The 20,392-nt window shown below is 72.1% G+C and carries 15 protein-coding genes and 1 riboswitch; of the genes, 5 read left to right on the forward strand and 10 right to left on the reverse strand.

Annotated features, from left to right (window positions below; genetic code table 11):
* Positions 1 to 5 precede the first annotated feature (5 nt).
* The gene (locus OG447_RS30050) at positions 6 to 1,223 is read right to left on the reverse strand and encodes a response regulator (protein WP_266940621.1); all 1,218 of its coding nucleotides are present in this window, start codon (positions 1,221 to 1,223) and stop codon (positions 6 to 8) included.
* 229 nt (positions 1,224 to 1,452) lie between these two features.
* Between OG447_RS30050 and OG447_RS30055 the strand changes: the two genes are divergently transcribed.
* Together OG447_RS30055 and OG447_RS30060 are read left to right on the forward strand one after the other, a co-directional pair.
* Positions 1,453 to 2,754, forward strand: coding sequence for a S1 RNA-binding domain-containing protein (locus OG447_RS30055; RefSeq protein ID WP_266940622.1), 1,302 nt, complete (start codon positions 1,453 to 1,455; stop codon positions 2,752 to 2,754).
* 106 nt (positions 2,755 to 2,860) lie between these two features.
* Positions 2,861 to 3,274, forward strand: a complete 414-nt coding sequence (locus OG447_RS30060) for a hypothetical protein (RefSeq protein ID WP_266940623.1) — start codon at positions 2,861 to 2,863, stop codon at positions 3,272 to 3,274.
* Between the two features lie 30 nt (positions 3,275 to 3,304).
* Here the strand turns inward: OG447_RS30060 and OG447_RS30065 are convergent, their stop codons facing one another.
* The 4 genes from OG447_RS30065 to OG447_RS30080 are packed head-to-tail and all read right to left on the reverse strand — an operon-like array spanning position 3,305 to position 8,805.
* A complete protein-coding gene (locus OG447_RS30065) occupies positions 3,305 to 3,955 on the reverse strand; it encodes a thymidine kinase (protein ID WP_266940624.1) in 651 nt (216 codons plus the stop codon).
* A gap of 58 nt (positions 3,956 to 4,013) precedes the next feature.
* Complete coding sequence (locus tag OG447_RS30070; protein ID WP_266940625.1) at positions 4,014 to 5,219, reverse strand: alkaline phosphatase family protein; 1,206 nt, start codon at positions 5,217 to 5,219, stop codon at positions 4,014 to 4,016.
* The gene (locus OG447_RS30075) at positions 5,219 to 5,818 is read right to left on the reverse strand and encodes a DUF5998 family protein (RefSeq protein ID WP_266940626.1); all 600 of its coding nucleotides are present in this window, start codon (positions 5,816 to 5,818) and stop codon (positions 5,219 to 5,221) included. Before OG447_RS30075 ends, OG447_RS30070 begins: the two co-directional genes overlap by 1 nt.
* 59 nt (positions 5,819 to 5,877) lie before the next feature.
* Positions 5,878 to 8,805 carry a bifunctional GNAT family N-acetyltransferase/acetate--CoA ligase family protein gene (locus tag OG447_RS30080; RefSeq protein WP_266940627.1) on the reverse strand — a complete coding sequence of 976 codons (2,928 nt, stop codon included), beginning with the start codon at positions 8,803 to 8,805 and terminating at the stop codon, positions 5,878 to 5,880.
* Between the two features lie 185 nt (positions 8,806 to 8,990).
* Here OG447_RS30080 and OG447_RS30085 point away from each other — a divergent pair, with 185 nt between their 5' ends.
* Positions 8,991 to 9,272, forward strand: coding sequence for an HPr family phosphocarrier protein (locus OG447_RS30085; protein ID WP_266940628.1), 282 nt, complete (start codon positions 8,991 to 8,993; stop codon positions 9,270 to 9,272).
* A gap of 287 nt (positions 9,273 to 9,559) precedes the next feature.
* Here the strand turns inward: OG447_RS30085 and OG447_RS30090 are convergent, their stop codons facing one another.
* The 4 genes from OG447_RS30090 to OG447_RS30105 all read right to left on the reverse strand — a co-directional run bounded on the left by OG447_RS30090 (position 9,560) and on the right by OG447_RS30105 (position 14,331).
* Positions 9,560 to 10,237, reverse strand: coding sequence for a GntR family transcriptional regulator (locus tag OG447_RS30090; RefSeq protein ID WP_266940629.1), 678 nt, complete (start codon positions 10,235 to 10,237; stop codon positions 9,560 to 9,562).
* Positions 10,238 to 10,428: 191 nt separating this feature from the next.
* Entirely contained in the window at positions 10,429 to 11,226 is a 798-nt protein-coding gene (locus tag OG447_RS30095; protein ID WP_266940630.1) for a M23 family metallopeptidase, read from the reverse strand.
* Positions 11,227 to 11,238: 12 nt separating this feature from the next.
* Positions 11,239 to 11,398, reverse strand: a riboswitch (cyclic di-AMP (ydaO/yuaA leader).
* A gap of 183 nt (positions 11,399 to 11,581) precedes the next feature.
* Positions 11,582 to 12,949 carry a pitrilysin family protein gene (locus tag OG447_RS30100; protein ID WP_266940970.1) on the reverse strand — a complete coding sequence of 456 codons (1,368 nt, stop codon included), beginning with the start codon at positions 12,947 to 12,949 and terminating at the stop codon, positions 11,582 to 11,584.
* A 20-nt stretch (positions 12,950 to 12,969) separates the two neighbouring features.
* Positions 12,970 to 14,331 carry a pitrilysin family protein gene (locus tag OG447_RS30105; RefSeq protein WP_266940631.1) on the reverse strand — a complete coding sequence of 454 codons (1,362 nt, stop codon included), beginning with the start codon at positions 14,329 to 14,331 and terminating at the stop codon, positions 12,970 to 12,972.
* Between the two features lie 285 nt (positions 14,332 to 14,616).
* Here OG447_RS30105 and OG447_RS30110 point away from each other — a divergent pair, with 285 nt between their 5' ends.
* Both OG447_RS30110 and OG447_RS30115 read left to right on the forward strand, forming a co-directional pair.
* Positions 14,617 to 17,073, forward strand: a complete 2,457-nt coding sequence (locus tag OG447_RS30110) for a DNA topoisomerase (ATP-hydrolyzing) subunit A (RefSeq protein WP_266940632.1) — start codon at positions 14,617 to 14,619, stop codon at positions 17,071 to 17,073.
* 114 nt (positions 17,074 to 17,187) lie between these two features.
* On the forward strand, positions 17,188 to 19,281 hold the full coding sequence (locus OG447_RS30115) for a restriction endonuclease (protein ID WP_266940633.1): 2,094 nt from the start codon (positions 17,188 to 17,190) through the stop codon (positions 19,279 to 19,281).
* A 28-nt stretch (positions 19,282 to 19,309) separates the two neighbouring features.
* Here OG447_RS30115 and OG447_RS30120 read toward each other — a convergent pair whose 3' ends face one another.
* Positions 19,310 to 20,392, reverse strand: a complete 1,083-nt coding sequence (locus tag OG447_RS30120) for a GTP-binding protein (RefSeq protein WP_266940635.1) — start codon at positions 20,390 to 20,392, stop codon at positions 19,310 to 19,312.

Raw genomic sequence — 20,392 nt, forward strand, 5'->3', positions numbered from 1 at the left:
GCACCTCAGTCCTCGTACGACCGCAGGAAGTCCTGCACCTCGCGCTCCGCCTCCTCCACCGTGCCGTCCCTGAGGATCCGGCGGACGCGGTCCGCGTCCTCGCGGCACTGTTCGAGATCCGGGTTGTGGCGGCTGCCCCCGGTGCTCAGGAGTTGATCGTCGGCACGCAGGGCCGCCCACTCCAGCCAGGTCTCGGCGCGCCGTCTGCGGTCTCGCGCATTCGGGGACACCAAGATCTCAGCGGCCAGCCTGATGCCCGAGAAGTCGGCCTTGGGCGTGCCCTTATATACGATGCCGACGAGGCGGTAACGGGCGCGCTGGATCCGGGTGTGCTCGACCAGGTCCCCCGGCGGCGGCGCCATGGTCATCAGCGAGGCCGGCACCTCGGTATGGCGGGCCAGCCACTCCACGACCTCCAGCCCCCCCTGGTCGTCGAGCTCCGGGGTGAGATGCAGGTCGACCAGCGCCCCGGCCAGTCGCTTCACCTCGGCTTCCCGCTCGCGCTGCATCCTCCGCCACTCGTCCAGGGATCGGACGGTGAGACAGGAGAAGCCGAAGCCCTCCAGCGCGTCCACGATCAGCTCGGCCATCTGGTCCTCCACCACCAGGATGCGCCGCGGCTCGGGAGCCCTCAGTCGCTCGCGGACCAGGTCGCACGCCCGGTCACCGGAGAAGAGGTCGAGGAAACCGGCCAGCCCGTCGAGCTGCCGCAGGATCGCCGGGTCCGCCTCGACGAGCACGTCCAGGAGCCGGTCGCGGCAGGCGAACACCTCGTTCCAGCAGCTGGGGTCGACCTGCGGGTGACAGACACGGGGGTCGCCGTGCCACAGGTCGATGAGGGCGGCGAGTTCCGCCACCCCCGGCGACCCCGACAGTTCGCGCAACTTCCGCACACCTGCGACGAATTCGACGGCATCGACCCGAACCGCATCCGCATCGAGCCGATACGGGCCCCCTTTGACCCGCTTGGGCACCGGCAGCCTTCTCCGCAGGCTGCTGAAGTGCTGGGCCAGCGCCTGCTCCGAGGCGATGGCCGGCTTCCCGGCGCCGTCTCGCACCGAGGCCAGCAGGTCCTGCTCCCGCACGCCGCGCCGTAACTTCAGCGCCAGCACCACCAGAACCGCACCGGCGAGCCCGCCAGGCGGTTCCACCTGAACGTCACCACACCCGACGGCAAGGTCCCCGAGCACCCGGATGCGACACTGCTCCCCCACGTCTGTCATGGGTCAATTGTGCAGTCGCAGCCGCGTGCTTGCGAGCCGTACGCCAAGGCCCCGTTGCCGAGGCCCCGTCGCCAAGGTCCTGTTGTTGAGGTCCCGTTGAGGCCGCGCCCGAGGCCGGCCGCCGAGTGCCCCGAAAACTCAACGGACGTACGGGCGGGAGAACCGGTCACACCAGAGAGCCTCATATCAACGGGGCGCACCAGGCGCCTCCTCCCGGAAGGCAACCGCCGTGCACGACATCCGACTCACCCGCGACGAACAGACCGTTCCCGGCAGCGGGCTCGTCATCGCCCCCTTCGGCAAGAAGACCCTCCGCAACGACGACGAGTTCGACTTCGACTGGCTCTACCAGGACGTCGTCAGCTCCGTCATCGCGGAGACCGGCATGACGCCGGTCCGCGCCGACAGCGTCTACGGCCCGGCCAACGTGCTGGACGTCGTGTGGCGCGCCATCCAGCAGGCCGAGGTCTGCATCGTCGACTTCTCCTGCCGGACGCCCAACGTGGCCATGGAGTACATGGCCGCCAAGCTCATCGGCAAACGCATGATCTACCTCGCGCAGCACCCGGACGACATCCCCAGCGACGTCCGCGGTCTGCGCCACATCCCGTACACGCCGCTGTACGCGGACATGGCCCGGATGCGGACGGAGCTGCGGCAGCAGCTGGAGGCGGTGCGCCTCGAGCCCGCCCAGGAGATGGCGCTGATCCCGCTGGCCACCGGCGGAGTCACCCCGGCGCGCGCCCAGGCCGTCAGCGTCTCCACCGACTTCGCGGTGGTACGGGCGGCCGACGGCGCCCTCGGCGTGCTCAGCGGCGAGGACGTCGACTGGTCGCGGATCATCACCGACATGACCCGGCATTGCACCGTGGGCGACTGGCTTGACGGCGCCTTCGAGATGCTCCCGGCCGGCGGCACCAAGTACACGCTGCTGAGCGGGCAGCAGAATCCCTGGCACAGGCTGGAGGCCACCCACCCGGTGGGCCACGCCTTCACCGGCACGGTGCACAGCGTGCGGCAGGCCGGTGTCTTCGTCCGGGTCTCCGGACCCGTCAACGGGCTGGTACCGCACAGTTCCCTGCCCTCCGGGACGGAGTTGGTGCCGGGGAGCCAGGTGGAGGTGACGGTGCTGTCGGTGGACAGCCGCCGGCGGCGGGTCACCCTGGCCCTCGCGCAGGGCCGCCGGCCGGTCGGGGCGGCGCGGACCGGGTCGGTCGCGCCCCTGCCCTCGATGGGCGTGGCGTTGCACGAGCGGCTGGAGGGCGAGGTGGTCAAGATCGCCCCGGAGGGCCAGGGCGGCTACGTGCTGCTGCGGGTCTCCGGCCGTGAGCGCCCGGCGTTCCTGCACTGCTCCGCGATGAGCCGGCAGCTGCGGCACGACCTCAACCACGACGGGATCGAGCTGGGCGAGATCCTCGACGTCGAGGTGACCAGCATCAACGTCCACCAGGACAAGGTCTGCGTCCGGGACGTCGAGCCGGTGGAAACCGAGCAGGCCCAGGAGACCGGGGACATCGCCGAGGCCGCGTGACCGCCCTCGGTCCGGGGCGCCGTGAGGACACGGCGCCCCGGATCTTCCCGGGACCACAGCCCCCGAAGTTCGCTCCGAAGTTCACTCCGACGACAGGAGAAACGCCATGTCCTCCGACGAAACCCTTCTGGACCTGTACAAGCTGGCGGTCGAGATGGCCGATCGCACCTCCGTACGCCGCGGCCAGGCCAACGCGTACTTCCTGGCCGTTCAGACCGCCCTGGCGACGGTGGCCGCCGCACTCCCGGCCACACCGCTCGCGGCAGTCGCCGTACTCTCCGTCTCGCTGCTGCTGTCCACCAGCTGGTGGCTGCAACTGCGTTCCTACCGCGACCTGAACCGGGCGAAGTTCCAGACCGTCCTGGCACTGGAGACACGGCTCCCGTCGGCCCTCTACACCGACGAACGGGCGGCCCTGCCTCCGAGGTTCCTGGAACTGGGCCGCGCCGAGCGGCTAGTGCCCTGGGCCTTCTCAGCCCTGAACATCACCGTCTTCCTCGTCCACCTCGTCCCCCGCTGACCGTACGCCGCCTCAGGGTGGACCCACCGGTCAACCAGAGGTCACCGGCAGCACGTCCGGCGACAATGCCGCCGCCCTCGCCGAGGCGCTCGTCATGCGCTTGCGGTGGTGGCGGCGGCAGAGGACCTCGTAGCCGATCTCCTCCGCCGGGCGGTTCACGTCGCCGACGACGACCTGGGCGCCCTCGACGACCATCTCGCCGCCTATCGTGCGGGCGTTGTGCGTGGCGCGGGCCCCGCACCAGCACAAGGCCTCCACCTGGAGCTGCTCCAGGCGGTCCGCCAGCTCGATCAGGCGCTGCGAACCGGGGAACAGCTTGGTGCGGAAGTCCGTCGTGATGCCGAAGGCGAAGACGTCCAGCCCGAGGTCGTCCACGATCCGCGCCAGCTGGTCGATCTGGGCCGGAGCCAGGAACTGGGCCTCGTCCACGATCACGTAGTCCGCCTTGCCGCCCTGCGAGAGCTGAGCGACGAGGTACGCGTACAGGTCCATGCCCTCCGGCGCCTCCACCGCCTCCGTCACCAGACCCAGCCGGGACGACAGCTTGCCCTCACCCGCCCGGTCGTCACGCGTGAAGATCACACCCTGGAGCCCCCGCGCATCACGGTTGTGGGCGATCTGGAGAGCCAGTGTGCTCTTTCCGCAGTCCATCGTTCCGGAGAAGAACACCAGCTCGGGCATGGGAAGTACGGGACCTTTCGGGTCGTGGGCAGCGGGGGAAGGTGGAAGGTGGAGGCGGTCAGGAGCGGACTTCGAGCAGCGGGACCAGCTGCTCGGCCGGGGTCATGGAGCCGTGCATGCCGACGAGGGCGGACTCGTTGGGCTCGTTGCGCGAGGCGGTGATGGCGACATCGGCCTGGGCGGCCGCGACCACGTCGCCGATCCGGCCCCGTACCCGCTCGTCGCACTCCCCCGGGGCCCCGAACCAGCCCAGTTCCAGGGCCTCTTCGCGGCTCGCGATCCAGAAGCGGTCGCCGAGGACCTCGCGCCACACGGTCAGGACGTCGGCCTCGGCGCCGGGGACCGCGTACACGTGCCGGGCCCGGCCTTCGCCGCCCAGCAGGGCCACGCCCGCGCCCAGCTCCCAGTCCTCGTCGTAGTCGATGCGGGAGTCCTCGTCGAAGGGGACGTCGACCATGCCGTGGTCCGCGGTCACGTACAGCGCGGTGCGCGGGGGCAGTTGCTCGGCGAGCCGCTGCACGAGCCGGTCGACGTACATGAGCTGGCCGCGCCAGGCGTCGGAGTTCACGCCGTGCCGGTGGCCGGCTCCGTCGAGCTCGCTGTAGTACGTGTACACGAGCGAGCGGTCACCGGCCGCGAGCCGCTGCGCCGCGAGGTCCATCCGCTCCTCGCCGGTCATCCGGCCGAGGAAGGTGCCGCCGCTCAGCGCGACCTTGGTGAGGGGGGTCGTCTGGAAGGCGGGCGCGGACACCTGCGCCGTCGCCACCCCCGCCTTGTCGGCCAGCTGGAAGACGGTCGGGTACGGCTGCCAGGGCTTGGGCGCGGTCCACGGGTGCCAGCGGAGCTGGTTCATCAGCTCGCCGGTGGCCGGGTTGCGCACCGCGTAGCCGGGCAGGCCGTGGCGGGCGGGCGGCAGGCCGGTGCCGACGGAGGCCAGCGAGGTGGCGGTGGTCGCCGGGAAGCCCGCGGTGATCGGGCGGCCGGTGCCGCCGCGCGAGCCGGCGAGCAGGGAGGTCAGGTACGGGGCCTCGTCCGGGTGGGCCTTGATCTGCTCCCAGCCCATGCCGTCGACCAGGAAGACGCAGTTCCGGTCGGCCGGGGTCAGCTCCGGGATGGAGGCGGTGAAGCCGGGGACTCCCTGGCCCGCCACGAGGGTCGGCAGCAGGTCGGCCAGCGAGCCGGTGCCGTACGCGGGGACGGGCGCGGCGGCGAGATCCAGCAGCTCCGGCTCGTCCTGCCAGTTCTGCGCCGCGGGGTACGACATCAGCGGGCGGCGGGGGAGGAGGTCGCCGCAGTCGCTTCGGAGAGCGCCTGCGCGAAGACCAGGGTCTGGCGCACCGCCTCCGGGCCGTCTCCGGCCTCGCTGACCCGCAGGCTCAGGTCGTCGGCGGTGGAGTTGCCGGTGTAGCCGTGGTCGGAGTCGCAGTTCGGGTCGCCGCAGGCGGCGGGTTCCAGGTCGATCCGGGAGACCGCGCCCCAGCCGATGGTCAGGACGACCTCGCGGGGCAGGGTGCCCGGGGTGTAGGACTCGGGGTTGGCGACGACGCGGCTCAGCACCACCGAGGAGATGCTGGAGAGCTTGACCGACTCGGTGGAGGTGGTCGCGTACGGGGACGGGGAGCCCGCGTCGGCGGCCTGCTCGTCGGTGTGGGAGACGATGAACCGGTTGCCGGTCAGGACCAGCACGGTGACGTGGCGGCGCACCTCGTTGGAGTCGAAGGTCGTCTCCTGGTGGACCAGGTACGACGAGATCGGCTCGCCGCCCACCGCGGCCTCCACGGCCTCGGCCACGAGGGCCGGGTAGTAGCCGCTGCGCTCGATCGCCGTGCGCAGCCCCTGGGTCGTCGTACCGGATTTCGCCATGAGGTCCATCCTAAGGCCCGTACGGGGCACCCCGGCCGCCTCGTGCACGGTCGGTCAGGTCAGTAGCTGGGGAGTGTGCGCGGGCCCAGGTCGCCACGGGCCGGGGCGTGGGCCACCCGGACCGTGGCGCTGAGCACGGAGAGGCCCTCGGGAGCGACGACGACCGGCTCCAGGGAGACGCCGATCACCTCGGGGTGGTCGTCGACGAGGCGCGACAGGCGCAGGAGGAGCTCCTCCAGTGCGGGGGTGTCGACGGGGTCGCTGCCGCGCCAGCCGAAGAGGAGGGGTGCGGTGCGGATGGAGCGGATCAGTCCGGCGGCGTCCCGGTCGGTGGCCGGGACGAGGCGGTGGGCGGTGTCGCCCAGCAGCTCGGAGGCCACCCCGGCGAGCCCGAAGGAGAGGACGGCGCCGGCGGCGGGGTCGATCACGGACCGGACCACGGTGTCGACGCCCCGGGGCACCATGGCCTGCACCACGGGCTGGAGCTCGGCGGGCCTCCCGAGGGCTTCGGCGAGCTCCTCGTACGAACGTCTGAGCTCGGCCTCGTTCGTCAGGTCGAGCCGTACGCCGCCCAGGTCGGCGCGGTGGCGCAGGTGCGGGGCGGTGGTCTTGAGCACGACGGGGTAGCCCAGGGCGCGGGCCGCGCGGGCGGCGGCGTCGGCCGAGAGGGCGGGCAGGGTGGGCATGACGTGGATCCCGTACCGGCCCAGGAGGGCGTGGGCGTCGAAGTCGCCCAGGGTCAGTACGGCCTCTGCGTCGACGCCGGCCAGCAGCCGGGCCAGCTGGGCACCTGCCGCGGCCTCGTCGATGTCCTCGTACTCGGGGACCAGGCCGGCCTCGGCGTTGGCCCGCCGCCACTGCCCGTACCGCACGGCCTCGGCGACGGCCTTCACGGCGCGCTCGGCCGCGGGGTAGGCGGGGATCCGGTACCCCTCGGACGGTGCGGGTGCCGGCGCGGGCGGCTGCGCCGCCGGTGCCGGCGTTCGCGGGGGTCCCGGCGGTGGCGCAGTCGATGCCTGTGGCCGCGGCGTGGCGGCCCGGCCCGGGGCGGCGGCCGGCGTGGCCGCGGTCGCCGGGGTCGCGGAGGACGTGGCCGCGGAGGACGTGGCCGCGGGGGACGTGGCCGCGGGCGCCGGGGCGGAGGCGGCCGGGGCGGAGGCCGTGGCCGCCGAGAGGGCGTCGGCCAGGGCGCCCAGCTCCACGTGGACCACCGCCACCGGCTTGCCGGGGTGCGCGGCCACCGCCTCGCGCAGGTCGTCGGCCAGGTCGTCGGCCAGCTCGTGCTCGCTGACCCAGGGGATGGCCGTGACGACGACCGCGTCGTTGGCCTCGGACGCCAGGGCCCCGGCGAGCGCGTCGCGGAAGTCCGCCGGTGAGGCCGCCGTCGTCAGGTCCAGGGGCGGCAGCGGCCGCAGGCCCTGGGTCAGGCAGGCGTCGTAGGTGAGGACCCCGAGGGATTCGGAGTTGCCGAGGATCGCGATCCTCGGGCCCGCGGGCAGCGGCTGGGAGGCCAGCAGCAGGCCGACGTCGACCAGTTCCGTGACCGTGTCCACGCGGATCACCCCCGCCTGCCGCAGCAGGGCGGAGACGGTGGCCTCCGGCAGCCGGGTTCCCGGGACGACGTGCCCGGCCGGGGTGTGGCGGCCGCCCTTGGCGACGACCACCGGCTTCACGGCCGCCGTCCGCCGGGCGAGGCGGGTGAACTTCCGCGGGTTGCCGAGCGTTTCCAGGTAGAGCAGCGCGACGTCCGTCGCCTCGTCCTCGTACCAGTACTGGAGGATGTCGTTCCCGGAGACGTCGGCCCGGTTCCCCGCCGAGACGAAGGAGGACAGGCCTTCGCCGCGCCGCAGCAGCGCGGAGAGCAGGGCGATCCCGATCGCCCCGGACTGCGTGAACAGGCCGATCCGGCCGCGCATCGGCATCGGCGCGGGAGTGAGGGAGGCGTTGAGCTCCACCTCCGGGGCCGTGTTGATCACCCCGTATGCGTTCGGGCCGATGAGGCGCATCCCGTACGAGCGCACCTGCCGCAGCAGTTCGCGCTGGCGGGCGAGCCCCGCCGGGCCGGACTCCCCGTAACCGGCGGACAGCACGACCAGGCCCTGGACCTCGTGCTCACCACAGGCCGCGACCGCCTCCGGGACCCGGTCCGCCGGGACCGCGAGCACCGCGAGGTCGACGGGTGCGCCGATGTCGGCGAGCGCGCGGTAGGCCCGTACGCCGTCCAGCAGGTCGGCCTCGACCGCCTCGTTGACGGCGTACAGGTGGCCGTGGAAGCCGCTGTCGCGCAGGTTGCGCAGGGCCGCGGCGCCCAGGCCCGCGCCGGAGCGGCTGACTCCGATCACCGCCACGGAGCCGGGGGCCAGCAGCCGCTGGACCGAGCGGGCCTCGGCCCGCTGTTCGCGGGCGCGCTGGACGGCGAGGGACTCGGCGGTGGGTTCGAGGTCGAGGGTGAGGTGGACGGACCCGTCCTCGAAGCTGCGCTTCTGCTGGTAGCCGACGTCCGTGAACACCTTGATCATCTTGGTGTTGGCGGGCAGTACCTCGGCGGCGAACCGGCGGATTCCGCGTTCCCTGGCCACCGCGCCGATGTGCTCGAGGAGGGCGGAGGCGACGCCGCGGCCCTGGTGGGCGTCCTGGACGAGGAAGGCCACCTCGGCCTCGTCGGCGGGGGCGGAGGCGGGCCGGCCGTCGGAGCCGATCCGGTCGTAGCGGACGGTGCCGATGAACTCCCCGCCGATGGTCGCCGCGAGTCCGACCCGGTCCACGAAGTCGTGGTGCGTGAAGCGGTGCACGTCGCGGTCGGAGAGCCGGGGGTAGGGGGCGAAGAAGCGGTAGTACTTCGACTCGTCGGACACCTGCTCGTAGAAGCTGACCAGCCGCCCGGCGTCCGCGGCGGCGATGGGCCTGATCCGGGCCGTGCCGCCGTCGCGAAGGACGACGTCCGCTTCCCAGTGGGCCGGGTACGAGGGGTCCGACTCGGTGGTCATGGGGCCACCTTAGGCGGTTCCCGGGCCGTGCGGCCCTGGCGCGGCGCATCGGGCAAGCGGCTGTAAACCAGTGCAAGCTGGGGAAGGTCGAACGGCGGCAGATTCCGGGGCGAAGGTCGGTCGGAGCATTCGGGGCGTCGTGAGAGACTGGTCTAGACAACCGTAAGAACCTGAAGGGCATCACCATGGCAGAGCGCCGCGTCAACGTCGGCTGGGCCGAGGGCCTGCACGCTCGTCCCGCCTCGATCTTCGTCCGCGCGACGACCGCTTCCGGCGTCCCGGTGACCATCGCCAAGGCCGGTGGCGACCCCGTCAACGCCGCTTCCATGCTGGCGGTCCTGGGCCTGGGCGCCCAGGGTGGCGAGGAGATCGTCCTCGTCTCCGAGGCCGACGGCGCGGAGGCCGCGCTGGACCGTCTCGCGAAGCTGGTCGCCGAGGGTCTCGAGGAGCTCCCCGAGACCGTCTGACCCTTCGGGTTCGATCAAGCCGTGGTCCCCGGGCATCCGGGGCCACGGCTTCGCCGTTTTCCGGCCGCGCGCACGACCAGGCCCCGCGCACGACCAGACCCCGCGTATAAGCCGGCCCACACGCATAAGCCGGCAGCACGCAAAACAAGCCACGCCGACAAACGGGCCGCACACAAAAGCGCTCCGCAGGAATTCGGCAGGGCGGAATTCAGCCCAGCCCGGCCGCCGGCCGACCGCCTCGCAGCAAATACACGGACCGAATACCAGCCCTTTGTATACGGTCCCTGTTAATGCCGACCGCTCGACATGTTTACGGCAGGTTGCGAAGTGCTCACCGCGGCCCGCGGCCGCAGCCGGTGCACCCCGGCCGCCCGGTCGGCGTGGGCGGCGGTCAGCGTCCGGGCCCGCTCGGCGTCCCCGCGCGCCACGGCGTCCACGATCGCGCCGTGCTCCGCCCAGGACTCCACGGGCCGCTCCGGGGCCCCCACCACGTACATCCAGGCGATCTTGTGCCGCATCTGGGTGAGCAGCGCGATCAGCCCGGGGCTGCCGGAGGCCTGTGCGAGCGTCTCGTGGAACCAGGCGCCCAGGGACCGCAGGTCCTCCCCCTGGCCCCGCCTGGCCCGTTCCTGGCCCAGCCGGACCAGGCCGCGCAGCACCTTGAGGTGGGCCTCGCTGCGCCGCCGGGCGGCCCTGGCGGCCGCCAGGGGCTCCAGCAGCATCCGCAGCTCCAGGAGGTCCGCCGCCTCCTGCCCGGTCGGCTCGGCCACGCACGCGCCCGCGTGGCGCCGCGTGGTGACGAACCCCTCGGACTCCAGGGTCCGCAGCGCCTCGCGGACCGGGACGCGTGAGACCCCGTACCGGCGGGCCAGTACCTCCTCGGTCAGTCTGCTGCCCGGTTCGAAGACCCCGGAGACGATGTCGTCGCGAATTGCCGTGCATACCGTGTGCGCAGGAATACGCAAGACCGGACCTCCGCCTATTTCCAACTGCCTTCGCCATGGAACACACATGCGCGTACTGAGACTCTATTGCAACACACGATATTTTCCGAGGGCGGCCGGAAATACGAAACATTTACCGCGGTGCACAACGCGAAGACCCCGGCTCGGGGAGCCGGGGTCTTCGACGAAGCGGTGAGCGCGAGCGCTACGGGTCAGAGGCTGACGCCGTGCGAGCGCAGGTAGGCGACCGGGTCGATGTCCGAGCCGTAGTCGGCGCCGGTGCGGGCCTCGAAGTGCAGGTGCGGGCCGCTCGAGTTGCCGGTGGAGCCCGACAGGCCGATCTGCTGGCCCGGGGTGACCTGCTGGCCGACGGAGACGCTCAGCGAGGCGAGGTGCCCGTACTGGGTGTAGGTGCCGTCGTTGTGCTTGATGACGACGTTGTTGCCGTACGCACCGCCCCAGCCCGCCTCGACGACCGTACCGAGGCCCACCGCGTGGACCGAGGTGCCGGACGCGGCGCGGAAGTCGATGCCGGTGTGGCTGCCGGAGGACCACATGCCGCCGCCCGCGTGGTACTGGGTGCTGATCCCGCCGCCGACGGGGGCGACGAAGGTGTTGAGGCGCTTGCGCTCCTCCTCGCGGGCCGCACGCTCGGCGGCCTCGCGCTCGGCCTTCGCCTTGGCCTCGGCGAGGCGCTTGGCCTCGGAGGCGCGCTGCTTCGCGTCGGCCTCGGCCTGGGCCTTGGCCGCGGCGTGCTCGGCGGCGCGCTGCTGGGACTCGGCCTGGTCCTGGATGTCACTCGCGAGGTCCTCGGCCACGACCATGGCCCCGAGGCCGTTGTCCTGGACGGAGTTGTCGCTGTTGTCCGCCGCGAAGGCGGGACCGGCGAGGGAGCCCACGACGCCCGTGGTGGCGAGGGCGGCGATACCGGCGTAGCCGGCGGTCTTGCGGCTCAGACGGCTGGAGCCACGGTGCTTACCGGAACCGGCGGGACGACTGCCAAACGCCATGGAGGGGCTGATCCTTTCCTTCCTTCTCGCCTACCGGGTTAGCTGACGGGTTCGGAGCAGGAAGGTCTCCTACGGACCTCCTCTTGCGAGGCGGTCCGATTCACCCCAGGGACTGATGTGGGTCCCCGGCTCCCCAGGCTCGCGCCTGACGGGGACTCGGCGATCGCTGTCCGGTGCCGCGGATGCGGCGGGTACAACTGACGAACAGCAGGGCCGACGCTAGGCGGATCATCAGTCAATCGCCAAACAGACACGCGTTTTTGTTGCGTACGCCACACCACATAAAAGCAACCTCTCCACTAAACGGACAAAAGGGGCCCTGGCGAACAATCCGCCAGAGCCCCTTCCGTATCCGTCAGTTGGAGACGACGCTCACTTCACCGATTCCGAGGGCCCGCACGGGCTCCTCGATCTGCGAGGCGTCGCCCACCAGGACCGTGACCAGCCGGTCCACCGGGAAGGCGTTCACGACCGCCGAAGTCGCCTCGACCGTGCCGGTTTCGGCGAGCCGCGCGTACAACTGCGCCTGGTAGTCGTCCGGCAGCTCCTGCTCCACCTGGTCGGCGAGGGTGCCGGCCACGGACGCCGCCGTCTCGAACTTCAGCGGGGCCACGCCCACCAAGTTCTGCACCGCCACGTCCCGTTCGGCGTCGGTCAGACCACCCTCCGCGAGGGTGCGCAGCACCTTCCAGAGGTCGTCCAGCGCCGGGCCCGTGTTGGGGGTGTCCACCGAGCCGCTGATGGCGAGCATCGAGGCGCCCTTGCCGTCGGCGGTGGAGCGCAGGACCTGGCCGAAGGCGCGCACGCCGTACGTGTACCCCTTCTCCTCGCGCAGCACCTTGTCCAGGCGGGAGGTGAGGGTGCCGCCGAGGCAGTACGTGCCGAGCACCTGGGCCGCCCAGACCCGGTCGTGCCGGTCCGCCCCGATCCGGCCGATCAGCAGCTGCGTCTGGACCGCGCCGGGCCGGTCGACGATGACCACCCGGCCGGTGTCGTCGGCGGTCACCGGCGGCACCGGGAGCGGCTCGGCGGTGCCGCCCGTCCAGACGCCGAGGGTGTCCGCCAGGACGGCGTCCAGGTCGATGCCGGTCAGGTCGCCGACGACCACCGCGGTGGCCGTGGCGGGGCGCACGTGGGCCTCGTAGAAGGCGCGTACGGCCGCGGAGTCGATCCGGGCGACCGTCTCCTCGGTGCCCTGGCGCGGGCGGGAGACCCGCAGGGAGGCCGGGAAGAGCTCCTTGGAGAGCTGCTTGGCGGCGCGGCGCTGCGGGTTGGCCAGCTCGTGCGGGATCTCGTCGAGCCGGTTGCGCACCAGCCGGTCGACCTCGGCGTCGTCGAAGGCCGGTGCGCGCAGGGCCTCGGCGAGCAGGCCGAGCGCCTTGGCCAGCCGGGAGGCCGGGACCTCCAGGGAGACCCGTACGCCCGGGTGGTCGGCGTGCGAGTCGAGCGTGGCGCCGCAGCGCTCCAGCTCGGCGGCGAACTCCTCGGCGGAGTGCTTGTCGGTGCCCTCGGACAGCGCCCGGGCCATGATGGTGGCCACGCCGTCCAGGCCCTCGGGCTCCGCGTCCAGCGGGGCGGCGAGGTTGACCTCGACCGCGATCACCTGCTGGCCGGGGCGGTGGCAGCGCAGCAGGGTGAGGCCGTTGGACAGCTCCCCGCGCTCGGGCGCCGGGAAGGCCCACGGCTGCGGCTCCCCGGCCTGCGGCCGCGGGTGGAAGGTCATCGTGACGGCTGCGGTGTCGCTCACTGCTCCGCCCCCTTGTTCTCGTCGGACTCGTCGTTCTCGTCGCTCTCGTCGCTCTCGTCTGCCGCGATCGGCTCGTAGACCAGCACCGCGCGGTTGTCCGGGCGCAGCCGGGCCGCGGCCACGGCCTGCACCTCCTCGGCGGTGACGTCGAGGACGCGCTGGACGGCGGACAGCGCCAGCTGCGGGTCGCCGAACAGCACCGCGAAGCGGCACAGTTCGTCGGCGCGGCCGGCCACCGTGCTGAGCCGGTCCAGCCATTCCCGCTCCAGCTGCGCCTGGGCGCGCTCCATCTCCTCGGCCGTCGGGCCCTCGGCGGCGAAGCGCGCGAGTTCCTCGTCCACGGCCGCCTCGATGGTGGGGATCTCGACGCCGCTGGAGGTCTTGACGTCGAGCCAGCCCAGCGAGGGCGCCCCGGCCAGCCGCAGCATGCCGAAGCCGGCCGCGACGGCCGTCTGGTCGCGGCGTACCAGGCGGTTGTGGAGCAGCGAGGACTCGCCGCCGCCCAGGATGGTCAGCGCCACGTCGGCGGCGTCGCACTCGCGGGTGCCGTCGTGCGGGAGCCGGTAGGCGGCCATCAGGGCGCGCGCCGGCACCTCCTCGACGATCTCCTCGCGCAGCTGCTCCCCGATGGTCTCGGGCAGGCTGCCGTCGCGCGGCGGCTGCTTCCCGTCGTGCGCGGGGATGGTGCCGAAGTACTTCTCGACCCAGGCGAGCGTCTGCTCGGGGTCGATGTCGCCGACGACCGACAGCACCGCGTTGTTGGGCGCGTAGTACGTGCGGAAGAAGGTCCGCGCGTCCTCCAGGGAGGCGGCGTCCAGGTCGGCCATGGAGCCGATCGGGGTGTGGTGGTACGGGTGGCCCTCGGGGTACGCCAGGGCGGTCAGCTTCTCGAAGGCCGTGCCGTACGGGACGTTGTCGTACCGCTGGCGGCGCTCATTCTTGACGACGTCGCGCTGGTTCTCCATGGACTCGTCGTCCAGGGCGGCGAGCAGCGAGCCCATCCGGTCCGCCTCCAGCCAGAGCGCGAGCTCGAGCTGGTGGGTCGGCATCGTCTCGAAGTAGTTGGTGCGCTCGAAGCTGGTGGTTCCGTTGAGGGAGCCGCCGGCGCCCTGGACCAGCTCGAAGTGCCCGTTGCCGGGTACGCTCGCCGAGCCCTGGAACATCAGGTGCTCGAAGAGGTGAGCCAGGCCGGTACGTCCCTTGACTTCGTGGCGTGAGCCGACGTCGTACCAGAGGCAGACCGCGGCGACCGGGGTCAGGTGGTCCTCGGAAAGCACCACGCGCAGGCCGTTGGCCAGCCGGTGCTCGGTCGCTGTCAGGCCGCCGGAGCCGGCCTGAGCTGTGGCCGTGTGACCCATGGGCATGTGGTCCCTTCGATCGCGATGCAGAGATTTCTGTCAGACCTGCCACTGTATGCAAGCGCGTCGGCGGCCGGATAAGTTCCCGGGTCACACCTGGGTCGGAGTCCGCGTTGTCGGCGCCTCGGGCCACAATGGTCCGCGTCGACCCCGGCCGGGAACTCGTAAGCCCCGGCCGGACCCAGCCGAACCACCAGACCCGCCAGAACCGTCAGACCCGCCAGACCCAGCAAGACCAGACAGACCCCCAGCACACCCCTTTCTTGGTTAAGGAGCCGCGCAGCGATGGCCCGCCGCAGCACGAAGACCCCGCCGCCGGAGGATTTCGAGGAGAAGATCCTCGACATCGACGTCGTCGACGAAATGCAGGGCTCCTTCCTCGAGTACGCGTACTCGGTGATCTACTCCCGCGCCCTCCCCGACGCCCGGGACGGCATGAAGCCGGTGCACCGGCGCATCGTCTACCAGATGAACGAGATGGGCCTGCGCCCCGACCGCGGCTACGTGAAGTGCGCCCGCGTCGTGGGCGAGGTCATGGGCAAGCTCCACCCGCACGGCGACGCGTCCATCTACGACGCACTCGTACGCATGGCCCAGCCCTTCTCGATGCGGCTGCCGCTCGTCGACGGCCACGGCAACTTCGGTTCGCTCGGCAACGACGACCCGCCCGCCGCGATGCGTTACACCGAGTGCAAGATGGCCGACGCCACGTCACTGATGACGGAGTCGATCGACGAGGACACCGTCGACTTCACCGCCAACTACGACGGCCAGGAGCGGGAGCCGGTCGCGCTTCCCGCCGCGTACCCGAACCTGCTCGTCAACGGCGCCTCCGGGATCGCGGTCGGCATGGCCACCAACATGCCCCCGCACAACCTGGGCGAGGTCATCGCGGCCGCCCGCCACCTGATCCGCCACCCGCACGCGGACCTCGAGGCGCTGATGCGCTTCGTACCGGGGCCCGACCTGCCCACCGGCGGCCGCATCGTGGGCCTCTCCGGGATCAAGGACGCGTACGAGAACGGCCGCGGCACCTTCAAGATCCGCGCGACGGTGGCCGTGGAGAACGTGACGGCGCGCCGCAAGGGCCTGGTCGTCACCGAACTGCCCTTCACGGTCGGCCCCGAGAAGGTCATCGCGAAGATCAAGGACCTGGTCGGCTCGAAGAAGCTCCAGGGCATCGCCGACGTCAAGGACCTCACCGACCGCTCGCACGGGCTGCGCCTGGTCATCGAGATCAAGAACGGCTTCCACCCCGAGGCCGTCCTGGAGCAGCTCTACAAGCTGACGCCGATGGAGGAGTCCTTCGGCATCAACAACGTGGCGCTGGTGGACGGGCAGCCGCTGACCCTGGGCCTCAAGGAGCTCCTCGAGGTCTACCTGGACCACCGCTTCGAGGTCGTCCGCCGGCGCAGCGAGTTCCGCCGTACCAAGCGCCGCGACCGGCTGCACCTGGTCGAGGGCCTGCTGGTGGCGCTCATCGACATCGACGAGGTCATCCGGCTCATCCGGGACAGCGAGAACTCCGCGCAGGCCAAGGCCCGGCTGATCGAGCGGTTCTCGCTGAGCGAGATCCAGACCCAGTACATCCTGGACACCCCGCTGCGCCGGCTCACCAAGTTCGACCGGCTGGAGCTGGAGTCGGAGCGCGACCGGCTGACCGGGGAGATCGACGAGCTGACCGGGATCCTGGAGTCCGACAGCGAGCTGCGCAAGCTGGTCTCCACGGAACTGGCGGCGGTGGCGAAGAAGTTCGGCACCGAGCGCCGTACGGTGCTGCTGGAGTCGGCGGGCACGGCGGTCGGGGCGGTTCCGCTGGAGGTCGCGGACGACCCGTGCCGGGTTCTGCTGTCCTCGACGGGCCTGCTGGCGCGTACCGTGACCGGCGGTCCGCTGCCCGAGGCGGAGGGCGGTGCCCGCGCCAAGCACGACCTGATCGTCTCGCAGGTCGCCGCGACCGCCCGGGCCGAGGTCGGCGCGGTCACCTCGTACGGGCGGCTGCTGCGGCTCTCGGTGATCGACCTGCCGCAGCTGCCGGACACGCATGCCGCGCCGAACCTGGCGGGCGGCGCCCCGGTCTCGGAGTTCCTCTCCGGGCTGGAGGCGGACGAGAAGGTCATCTGCCTGACCTCGCTGGACGAGTCCTCGCAGGGGCTGGCGCTGGGCACCGAGCAGGGCGTGGTCAAGCGCGTCGTGCCGGACTACCCGGCCAACAAGGACGAGCTGGAGGTCATCACCCTCAAGGAGGGCGACCGGATCGTCGGCGCCGTGGAACTGCGCACGGGCGAGGAGGACCTGGTCTTCATCACCGACGACGCCCAGCTGCTGCGTTACCCGGCGGGCCAGGTACGCCCGCAGGGCCGCCCGGCGGGCGGTATGGCGGGCATCAAGCTCGCCGACAACGCCAAGGTGATCCACTTCTCGGCCGTGGACCCGGCACGGGACGCCGTGGTGTTCACGGTGGCGGGCGCGCAGGGGACGCTGGACGACTCGATGCTGTCCGGGAAGCTGACCCCCTTCGACCAGTACCCGCGCAAGGGCCGGGCCACCGGCGGGGTGCGCTGCCAGCGCTTCCTCAAGGGCGAGGACCTGCTGGTCCTGGCCTGGACCGGGAACAGCCCGGTCCGCGCGGCGGCCGCGAACGGCACTCCGGCCGAGCTGCCGGCCATGGACCCGCGCCGGGACGGCTCGGGGACGGCGCTGCCCGCGTCGGTCTCGGCGCTGGCCGGGGCCGCGCTGTAGGAAGTAGGAAGTACGAGGTCATTCGGGTGGTACGTCCGGGGGACGTACCACCCGAATGGCGACTAGTGTTTTCCCTCTTGGCACTGTCGGGTGGGGCGGGGAGACACAGAGCTGATGAGTCGTCGGTCGGGCGGATTGATCGGGGACTGGGCCGAGGCCCAGCGCCGGACGCAGCAGACGCAGCTGATCCAGCAGCGCGAGGCGGAACGCCGGCAGCGGGCCTACGAACGCGAGGTGGCCCGGGGCCAGCGCGAGCAGCAGGCCGCCTACCGCCAGCACCGCGATGCCGAGGCGCGGCGGCGCACCGAGCACATCGAGGCGGAAGTCGCCGCCCTGCAAGGCCTGCTGGCCGCGGGCTGCCGGGCACCGGCGTTCCGCACGGGCGCGCTGGTCAGGTCCGAGCGGCTGGAACCCTTCGCCCCGGGGAACCTGGCGCATCCGCTGCCGATGCCCCGTATCGAGCAGTTCCAGCAGCAGAACGCCGGCTGGGCCTTCGGTTCGAACCGCCGGGCGCAGGCGGAACGCGAGGCGCACGCCCGGTACACCCAGGCCTGGCAGGCGGCGCACGCCGCGGAGGCGCAGCGGCAGCAGCAGCTGGCGGCGTACCGGCAGCAGTACGACCGGTGGGCGGCGCAGCAGCTCGCCGGGATCCGGGCGCACAACAGCGGGCTCACCGAGCTGGCCGGGGCGCTGCGCGCGGGCGACGCCGAGGCCGTGGTGGAGTACTTCTCGGCCGCTCTGTACGCCTCCACCGCCTGGCCCGAATCGCTGCCGAGGCAGCTGGCGGCCGCGTACGACCCGGGGGCGCGTGAGCTCGTGCTGGACTGGCAGCTGCCGGGGTACCAGGTGGTTCCGGAGACCAAGTCGGTGCGGTACGTGCCGAGCACGGACCAGGACAAGGAGACGGCCCGCCCGGTCACGCAGCGGCGGGCCCTGTACCGGGACCTGCTGGCGCAGTGCGTCCTGCTGGTGGTGCGTGATCTGTACGCGGCGGACGAGTTCGGCGTACTCGACTCGGTCGTGGTCAACGGCTTCGTGGACGACCACGACCCGGTGACGGGGCAGGAGGCGCGGATCGTCCTCGCCGCGGTGTCGGCGGCGCGGTCCGCCTTCGCGGGGCTGCGACTGGAGCAGGTCAGCGCGGTGGACTGCCTGGTGGAGGGCTTGCGCGGGCAGCTGGCGGCGCGCCCCGACCAGTTGGCCGCCGTACGGCCCGGCCGCCGGCCAGGCGAGGTGGGCGGTGTCGTCAGCCACGGCGGGCACGCGGACGGCGGCGAGGACGAGCCCGACCTCTTCGAGATGGACCCGATCGCCTTCGAGAACCTGGTGGCGGAGCTCTTCCGGGCGATGGGCATGGAGGCGGTGACCACCCAGCGGTCCGGCGACGGCGGGGTGGACGTGGAGGCACTGGACCCGGCCCCGATCCGGGGCGGGCGGATCGTGGTGCAGGTCAAGCGGTACCGCAACACCGTGCCGCCCACGGCGGTACGGGATCTGTACGGCACGGTCCAGGACAAGGGGGCGAACAAGGGGGTGCTGGTCACCACCGCGTCCTTCGGGCCCGGGTCCTACACCTTTGCCAACGGCAAGCCGCTGGAGTTGGTTCCCGGCGTCGAGCTCGTGCGGCTGCTGCACCAGTACGGGCTGCGGGGCCGCCTCGGCGGCGGCGCCGCGGGTGTCCCGGCGCAGCGGGTGTCCGAGCCCGAACCCGCCCCTTCGCCCGCCGACCACAACGTGCTCGGCATGTCCTGGTCGGGCTCGGTCGCGCTGGACGTGTGCGCGCTGGTCTGCACGGGCGGCCGGGTGCTGAGCGAGGACCACTTCGTCTTCTTCAACAACCCGAGGACCCCGGACGGTTCGGTGCGGGCCCGCGCGCACACGGCACCCGACAAGGCCGCCCTCGAGGTCACCTTCGAGGCGCTGCCCCGTGAGGCCGACCGGCTGGTCCTGGTGGCCGCGATCGACCCGGAGGCCGATCCGCACGCCGACCTGGCCGGTTTCACGGAGGCCCGGATCCGGCTCCTCGACGCGGCGGGCGCGGAAGTCGGGCAGCTGGAGGTGTCCGACGGCCGGGCCGGCGAGACCGCGCTCGTCCTCGGGTCCTTCCGGCGCCGGGCGAACGGCGACTGGGACTTCGTGATCGGCGGCAAGGGCTACCGGGGCGGCCTGGAGGACCTGCTGCGCGAGCACGGCGTCGAGGTGGCCTAGCCAGTGCTCGGGTGACGGCGAGACACCCCTACGGCTCGGCCGTTTCGGCCTGCGGCTCCACCGGACGCGCGGGCTGGGCCACGTACCGCAGGACCCCCCACATGCTCTCCGGACGGAGCTCTTGCGGTGCCTCCTCGCGGCAGGCCTCCAGCTCGCGCAGCAGGCCCGGGCCGTCGGTGCCGGAGCCGATCAGGACCAGCTGCGTCAGCCGGGGCTCGCCCCGCCCCCAGGGCTGCGGGGCGAACCGGAGGAACCGGCCGACGGCGTGGACCTCGTACCTCTCCTCGTGGCCGGGGACACCGAAGTAGACGAACCCCTTGATCCGGTAGAGCCCGGCCGGGCGGCGGTCGAGGAAGTCGATGAACCGGCGCGGCGAGAGCGCCTGCCCGGAGGCGAACTCGACGCTCTCGTACGCCGCGTGGGCATGGGAGCAGCGCTCGTGGTCGTGGTCATCTGCCTCCGCGAGCAGGTCCTCGAAGGAGAGCTGTCCGCGGGTCTCGGTCCACGGCCGCCGGTCGAAGAGCAGCTCGGGGTCGATCCGCCCGTGGTCGGCGCCCACGACCGGGGTGCCCGGGGCGCACAGGGTGGCCAGGAGGCCCTCGATCCGGGCCCGCTCCGCGGCGTCCACCCGGTCGGTCTTGTTCAGGACGACCAGGTCCGCGACGGCGAGGTGCCGGTCGGTCTCCGGATGCCGGGACCGGGTCGCGTCGAACTCCGCCGCGTCCACGACCTCCACCATCCCGCCGTAGCGGATGCCGGGATTCTCGCTGGCCATGAGCATCCGGATCATTTCCTGGGGCTCGGCCAGCCCGCTCGCCTCGACGACGATCACGTCGATGCGGTGCACGGGGGCGGCGAGCTTCTCCAGGTAGGCGTCGAGCTCGCTGCCGTCGACGGCGCAGCACAGGCAGCCGCCACCGAGGGAGACCATCGAGTCGCCGACCTGGCCCGCCACGGACATGGCGTCGATCTCGATCGACCCGAAGTCGTTGACGACGACCCCGATCCGGGTTCCTCCCCGGTTGCCGAGGAGGTGGTTGAGCACGGTGGTCTTGCCGGATCCGAGGAATCCGGCGAGGACCACGACGGGGATGGGCTGCCTGCTGTTCAC

It is taken from the genome of Streptomyces sp. NBC_01408 (genome assembly GCF_026340255.1).
Taxonomy (GTDB): domain Bacteria; phylum Actinomycetota; class Actinomycetes; order Streptomycetales; family Streptomycetaceae; genus Streptomyces.

Excerpts from the sequence above, each read along its gene's own strand:
- OG447_RS30080 (WP_266940627.1), bottom strand. The coding sequence starts at position 8,805 with ATGACCACCGAGTCGGACCCCTCGTACCCGGCCCACTGGGAAGCGGAC.
- OG447_RS30085 (WP_266940628.1), top strand. The coding sequence starts at position 8,991 with ATGGCAGAGCGCCGCGTCAACGTCGGCTGGGCCGAGGGCCTGCACGCT.
- OG447_RS30105 (WP_266940631.1), bottom strand. The coding sequence starts at position 14,331 with ATGGGTCACACGGCCACAGCTCAGGCCGGCTCCGGCGGCCTGACAGCG.
- OG447_RS30075 (WP_266940626.1), bottom strand. The coding sequence starts at position 5,818 with ATGGCGAAATCCGGTACGACGACCCAGGGGCTGCGCACGGCGATCGAG.
- OG447_RS30115 (WP_266940633.1), top strand. The coding sequence starts at position 17,188 with ATGAGTCGTCGGTCGGGCGGATTGATCGGGGACTGGGCCGAGGCCCAG.
- OG447_RS30065 (WP_266940624.1), bottom strand. The coding sequence starts at position 3,955 with ATGCCCGAGCTGGTGTTCTTCTCCGGAACGATGGACTGCGGAAAGAGC.
- OG447_RS30050 (WP_266940621.1), bottom strand. The coding sequence starts at position 1,223 with ATGACAGACGTGGGGGAGCAGTGTCGCATCCGGGTGCTCGGGGACCTT.
- OG447_RS30060 (WP_266940623.1), top strand. The coding sequence starts at position 2,861 with ATGTCCTCCGACGAAACCCTTCTGGACCTGTACAAGCTGGCGGTCGAG.
- OG447_RS30100 (WP_266940970.1), bottom strand. The coding sequence starts at position 12,949 with ATGACCTTCCACCCGCGGCCGCAGGCCGGGGAGCCGCAGCCGTGGGCC.
- OG447_RS30110 (WP_266940632.1), top strand. The coding sequence starts at position 14,617 with ATGGCCCGCCGCAGCACGAAGACCCCGCCGCCGGAGGATTTCGAGGAG.
- OG447_RS30095 (WP_266940630.1), bottom strand. The coding sequence starts at position 11,226 with ATGGCGTTTGGCAGTCGTCCCGCCGGTTCCGGTAAGCACCGTGGCTCC.
- OG447_RS30070 (WP_266940625.1), bottom strand. The coding sequence starts at position 5,219 with ATGTCGTACCCCGCGGCGCAGAACTGGCAGGACGAGCCGGAGCTGCTG.